Source organism: Reyranella soli (assembly GCF_007992495.1).
Taxonomy (GTDB): domain Bacteria; phylum Pseudomonadota; class Alphaproteobacteria; order Reyranellales; family Reyranellaceae; genus Reyranella; species Reyranella soli.
The window spans coordinates 1-652 of sequence record NZ_BKAJ01000400.1; the positions used below are offsets into that span (position 1 = coordinate 1).

The window sequence follows — 652 nt, forward strand, 5'->3', positions numbered from 1 at the left end:
TGAGATAGCGGCGCACGGCTTCCAGCCTGTTGATGAAGGAGCCCTTGTGGCCGAGAACCAGCGAACTCGCCCCGGCACCGACGCGTGTGACCTGATAAGTGCTCCATTGATCAGTCGCTATCCCTCGGACAAAAGTTGCCGTCTGCAGCGAGCCCGGCTCGAAGGCGGTGATAATTGCGATCTTGATCGGGGTGACATTCTCTGTAGTGACGACCAGATGCTCCTGATCGTGCCTGAGAATGCGCAGGCGATAGACACTATCCCCGCCGTTCTCGTCCCGCTCCGTGAACTGATAGATCTGGTCGGCAGAGAGAATGGAGCCCACAGGGAGACTCTGCGCACCCGCTGTGGTCAAGGCGGAAACCGACACTGCGAGCGGTTGCCAGCCTTGCTTGCTCACGGACCAGTAGTGGAGCGGGGCCAAGCAGCAATATCAAGCAGGCGCTGGAACACATCGCTGCCCGAGCGAAAGCGGCTGGCGACAGCCGCGACGAGCCGCGTGTCGCCCACCCACCCCAGGCAAGCCGCCGGTTGCCAGCCCTCCGCCCTCAGCTCGTCCGCAGACCAAGTTCGCCATTGCGGTGGCCCATTGACTTCGCCGAAAGACGGCGTGGGAGCTTCCGCGCAGGGAGGTACTGGTCCTGCTTTTGCG

The 652-nt window shown here is 62.4% G+C and carries 1 protein-coding gene; it reads right to left on the reverse strand.

Features of this window, described 5'->3' with window-relative positions; all coding sequences use genetic code 11:
* On the reverse strand, positions 1 to 400 hold a 400-nt coding region (locus RSO01_RS46980), incomplete at its 3' end, for a DUF6675 family protein (protein WP_147157510.1).
* Positions 401 to 652 lie beyond the last annotated feature (252 nt).